6 protein-coding genes and 1 pseudogene are annotated in these 5,409 nt (G+C 43.1%); 3 read left to right on the forward strand and 4 right to left on the reverse strand.

All coding sequences use genetic code 11. The features are described from left to right. The coding region (locus A7D14_RS17835) for an ATP-binding protein (protein WP_067032083.1) at positions 1-534 on the forward strand (534 nt) is incomplete at its 5' end. Between the two features lie 91 nt (positions 535-625). Next, positions 626-2,032: pseudogene (locus A7D14_RS17840) on the forward strand (aconitase family protein); the annotation flags it as partial. 8 nt (positions 2,033-2,040) lie between these two features. Here the strand turns inward: A7D14_RS17840 and A7D14_RS17845 are convergent. Genes A7D14_RS17845 through A7D14_RS17860 form a run of 4 tightly spaced genes read right to left on the reverse strand, consistent with a single transcriptional unit; the run spans position 2,041 to position 4,540 of the window. Further along, positions 2,041-2,496, reverse strand: a complete 456-nt coding sequence (locus A7D14_RS17845) for a hypothetical protein (protein ID WP_141673440.1) — start codon at positions 2,494-2,496, stop codon at positions 2,041-2,043. A 9-nt stretch (positions 2,497-2,505) separates the two neighbouring features. Continuing rightward, a complete protein-coding gene (locus A7D14_RS17850) occupies positions 2,506-2,877 on the reverse strand; it encodes an SPW repeat protein (protein WP_067037596.1) in 372 nt (123 codons plus the stop codon). Between the two features lie 22 nt (positions 2,878-2,899). Beyond that, a complete protein-coding gene (locus tag A7D14_RS17855) occupies positions 2,900-3,463 on the reverse strand; it encodes a vitamin K epoxide reductase family protein (protein WP_067037598.1) in 564 nt (187 codons plus the stop codon). A gap of 3 nt (positions 3,464-3,466) precedes the next feature. Then, positions 3,467-4,540 carry an NAD-dependent epimerase/dehydratase family protein gene (locus tag A7D14_RS17860; RefSeq protein WP_067037600.1) on the reverse strand — a complete coding sequence of 358 codons (1,074 nt, stop codon included), beginning with the start codon at positions 4,538-4,540 and terminating at the stop codon, positions 3,467-3,469. Positions 4,541-4,801: 261 nt separating this feature from the next. Between A7D14_RS17860 and A7D14_RS17865 the strand changes: the two genes are divergently transcribed. After that, positions 4,802-4,987, forward strand: a complete 186-nt coding sequence (locus tag A7D14_RS17865; RefSeq protein ID WP_067037603.1) for a hypothetical protein — start codon at positions 4,802-4,804, stop codon at positions 4,985-4,987. The last annotated feature ends 422 nt before the right edge of the window (positions 4,988-5,409 follow it).

Genomic DNA, 5,409 nt, shown 5'->3' on the forward strand with positions numbered 1-5,409 from the left:
GCCGTTATGGAGGCCATCGATTACGGCCCTGGAAGGAACATCGACAGGAACAGGATACAACGCTACGCCTCCTGTGGATTTATACACAAGGGTGAAAATATGCTCATTACCGGGAGCACCGGGGTGGGCAAGAGCTATCTGGCCTCGGCCATTGGGCACCAGGCCTGCTCAATGGGGTACAGGACCATGTACTTCAACACGGCCAAGCTCTTTACCCTGCTCAAAACCTCAAAGGCGGACGGGTCCTTTCTAAAATTCATTGGAAAACTTGAAAAACAGGACCTGCTCATACTGGATGACTTTGGCCTAAAACCATTGGACAACATCAACAGGCACTCTTTGATGGAGATCATAGAGGACAGGCACGGCAAAAAGTCCACTATTATAGCCTCACAACTGCCCGTGGAGGCATGGCACGATGTCATCGGTGAAAAAACAATCGCTGACGCCATCCTTGACCGTCTGGTGCACTCAGCGCACAGGGTGGACATTAAAGGGGAATCTATGAGGAAAAAAATTAAAAATAAACATTAACTTCACCACCAAAATGAGTCGATCTCGTGCACTTGATTTGCACTGCTCACTTTCATCCGCCGCAGGTGGTATACATTGACCGCCCTATCCAGGAGTGGGCAAAATAATCGAATACCACGGCGAAGGATTAAAATATTTAAGTGCCATGGATCGCCATGTTATAGCCAATATGGGGGCGGAATTGGGGGCGACCACCACGGTTTTTCCCAGTGATGGGGAAACAAAACGTTTTTTAAAATCCCAAGGTCGCGAAAAGGATTGGAAGGAAATCTTACCGGACAGTGATTGTGCGTATGACCTTGAGGATGAAATTGTTTTGGATACTCTTGTTCCTTTGATCGCTTTGCCCACAAGTCCAGGAAATGTGGTGCCCGTAACAGAAGTCGAGGGAAAAAAGATAAGTCAGGCAGTGATTGGTTCTTCGGCCAACCCGGGATTACGTGATTTTTGGATGGCAGGAGCCATTGTCAAGGATAAGACAATACATCCTGAGGTCTCATTTGATGTTAACCCCACCTCCCGACAGATTATCCAAAATATGGTTGAAAACAGGGCCTTTGCAAATTTGATAAAAGCTGGTGCCCGTTTTCATCAATCTGGATGTATGGGGTGTATTGGAATGGGGCAGGCCCCTGCAAGCAATTCCATAAGTTTGCGGACCATGCCCCGCAATTTTCCGGACCGATCGGGCACCAAGGACGATCAAGTATATCTATGCAGCCCCGAAACCGCTGCGGCTTCAGCCTTAACAGGTGAAATTACGGATCCAAGAAAACTTGCAAATATTTACGGTATGGGATACCCAACATTTAAAGCCCCCGAATTGGAAATAATCAACAAAGATATGTTGGTACCGCCTACGAAGCATAAAACAGAGATAAAGCTCAAAAAAGGCCCCAATATTAAATCGCTTCCCAATATGGAGGGGCTAAAATCAGAATATGAGGTACCCATACTCTTAAAAATGGGAGATAATATTTCCACGGATGAGATCATGAAGGCCGGTGCCGAGGTACTTCCCTTTCGAAGCAATATTCCCGAGATCAGTAAATTCTCATACGCGGTCATAGATGAAACTTTTTATAAAAGAGCTCTCAACGCCAAGGAAAAATATGGTGGGCACATTGTAGTGGCCGGTGAGAATTATGCGCAGGGGAGCAGCAGGGAGCATGCAGCAATCGCACCTAAATATTTGGGCCAAGTTGCGGTCATTGCAAAAGATTATGCCCGAATCGCTTGGCAGAACCTTGTAAATTTTGGCATTCTCCCCTTGGAGTTTGATGATCCAGATGATTATGATGTGTTGGAACAAGGGGCAATAATTAGCTTCAAAAATGTAAGACGGGATTTGGTCGATGGTAATCCCATAATGGCATTGGTGAAGAACAGAAATGATCAAAGAGAAATTAAACTTCGACACAGCCTCAGCAAACGGCAGATAGATTTATTGATGAAGGGTGGTACCATTAACCATTTCAAGGAAAAACTGGCCTCTTAAGGTACATGCTATTTCCTCTTTTGGGTGATACCGGGAATAAAGGCCGCAACAAAAGAGCTCATCAAGATGGTCGCAAATATTTCAATGACCATGGAGAAGCAAAATCCTATCTGGTCGGATTCCCTGCTTACCATACCACCCTGTTCCATAACATTGATGTTTGGGGCGGCCAAAACAACCGCAATTACAATGGAAAACAGTATGGCACACATAAAAGCCCCTGTTCTAAAGCAATGTTTGAAAGCACTCATAAAGGAAATGCGTTCCTTGGAACGTCTTGCCAAATCTGTGGAGAATCCCAATATTCCCAGTAAAATACAGACAACATACACGATACGAACGTCAAAAATCTCAATGATTTTAAAGTGTATCAACAAAAAGGAAGCAAAAGCGACCAATAGGGCAATAACCAAGGCGTAAAACCAGCTCAATTTTCGTGTGCTCCATGTAGTTGTGTTGAACATAGCTTTTCGTTATTCCATTGGATCATTCATGTGATCAGGGTATTTTTTCCATAGCGAGGTCCAACCTCCACCATACCGATTTTTCATGCTTGACCTTAAAGTGGACATGGCAAACACCATTGCCCCGATCAGCATGTCGCTAACAATTGCAATGGTAAGGTCGTATTCCAAGATCCACGGGGCCAAAAGCAACCAAAGTGCAAACGGATAGTTCCATTTTCGGACGGCATTGGTTGCTTCCCAAAGGGAAATAGTGGAAAAGGTAACAATGATCGGGCCTACTATATGTCCATTATCCGATGCTATGGGACCATAACCCAATATAGTCGGGGCGGCCATCAGCCATATACCTAAAATGATATTTATAAATATTGTCCACATACGATTGGGTTGCAATTAATGTTTATTTTATTTTTTCCACCTCTGGTTGGATGCCCCAGAACACTTTCCACGTGGAGATTCCTGATCTTTTGGCCCGTTGGATGTATTGTAGGCTGGCCAACATCTCATCCATTGCTGGGCCGATCATTGATATGGAGACTATGGCCGAGGCCAGACAAAGGGTGCACCAAGCCGAAAAAAGAACAGGTTGGAAAACAACCAACATGACACTTATGAACCCCAAGGGCCCCACGGCCAATCCAAATACAATGACAATCCATGGCATTCTCCGCCAGCGGTTTGTGCCACCAATTATACCCGATATGGCATCCACCAAGTAGCCTAAGGCACCAAGGGCTGCATCGGGAATGGGCAACAAACGAGAGATTTTCGAATTTAAGATCGTAATGCTTCCATCCCCAAAAAAGGGCTCCCATACTGTATCGACATAGTTCAATTGGTACAGAGAAAGATAAGTGGCAATTCCAAAGCCAACAAAGGCGAGAATAACAATAGGAATGCGTTGCGACCAAGCCGCGGGATTATAATCCCAGCCTGGTGGTATGTATTCCGAACGTTGTCCCATAATCTAATCCAGGTTGTTTTTCATGTACCAAGCCTCAGGGTCGGCCTTAAGGTCTTCAATCATCTTGGGCAATGTATCCATGATTCGGTGCTTTGGTTCCCAGTCCAAGTAATCCTTTGCCCTCCCTATGTCGAGTTCATAATGGGCACCTGCCCTATCGATCATCCAAGGTTTAATAAAGGGGTCACTGACAAGGTCACGGGCCCAAGCACCTGCCTTTGCCAAGGCTCTTGGCATTTCATAGGTGTCCCAGTCCTTTCCGTGCAATAGGTTGCCGATGGTGTCTTGAAGTTCTTGGTAGGTTGGTGATGTGGGTTCCCCGATATTGATAGCCATTTCATTGGGTATATCTTTCCGTTTGTCGACAGTCTTTTCCACGGCATCTACCACGTCTTCCAAATGCACAAAAACATCACCGTGGTTTACATCTCCAGAATAAAAATGACTAAGTAATTCTTTTTCATAAATGCGCTTGATTTGTTGTGTGATGGGAATGGAATGGCCCTCATCCGTATAAATTCCCGCAATTCGGAGGAAAACAGCGGGTATATTATTGTTGTTTTTTTTAATGAGGTCTTCCGTCAGAACTTTGGATTCTGGATAGCCCCAATTGGTTTCTACCGGACAATCCTCATTGATTTTAACACCGGGTTCAGTGGGTTTATAAATAAGATTGGAACTTGAAAACAGAAATTGATCTACGTCAAAGTCTTGTAATTGTCGCAGAAATTTTTTGGTGCCCTCTACATTGATTTCATGGTATTTGGGATTATCTTTTTCACCAAAATCATAATAGGCGGCTAAATGTATAACAGAAGCAATCTTGTTGCCGTACCCATACCGGATGCGTTCCATGGCGGCATGGATGGCTTTCTCATTAGTAATGTCAAAATTTATGCATTCGGCCTGCAAGGGAGGGTACGGAGGCCCGGCCCGGTCCAAACCGACCACTCTATAATTTTTGGATAATCGTTTTATCAACGAAGACCCGATTAGGCCACTGCTACCTGTAATTACTACTACTTGCTTATCCTCTTTTCTTGCTCCAAATTTTGAATGTTCAATGATCTCTTCCATACACTCTGAATTTTTTTGATTTTAGTAAACAAATTCTTAGTTATGATTCTCTGAAGAATTTTTAGAAAATGAAAATTCAAAATAAAGTAATGTGTTCAGCATGAAATTCTTTGATGCAAATACGGGAATAGTTAGTGCTATCAATAAATTCCGGTAGGATACGAGTAAGTTTTGGATTGTAGTGTTTTGTTTGCTGGATTTATGGTAACTGTAATTTGCCAATGAATAAAATGTTTGCAGCATTAAATAATCTGTGATCACATGGAAAAGTATGTAGACCATCAGTTTTTAAGTGACCACCAAAGGGTTGATTTCGTCCAAGGACTCTTCCTGTTCAATGTCGGTCAAGGGTTTGACATCGGCTATGCCTATGAAAATGCCACGGAGAGACCAGTGAACGGTATTGACAATGCCACCCATGAACTGTTCATGCGCTTGGCACTTTAGTCCTCGACTTTTAGCAAGCGGCTATTAAAGGATTGATGAATATCCTCAACCTTATTTGTCTGCCAGATATTTTTGGTTGATTCTGAAAAAGTCAAGTGGGTTTAATAGTTCCCAAGTCGGTCTTAGGAGGATTCCAGAGAAAATTCACATCCCTTTTTTCGCCAATGCGTAAGACGAAAATGATAGGGTAGGAGCCATCTTTTTGTTCTTCTGGTATTCAATAAAAAGGTAAAGGTTTGAATCAAGTCCTCTCTGATTCCAAGAATAGGCAAAAGAAAGGCCATGAAATTATAAGAAACATATCAGTAATGGGCGGGTATATATCTCACTTTAATACATATTATAATTAGTCATCTTACAACACATCAAGACATAAATCACAAAATATATCGTTACCATTATATATGAAGTTTATTTAATAT

It is taken from the genome of Allomuricauda sp. CP2A (assembly GCF_001683915.1).
In the GTDB taxonomy this organism is placed as follows: Bacteria; Bacteroidota; Bacteroidia; order Flavobacteriales; family Flavobacteriaceae; genus Flagellimonas.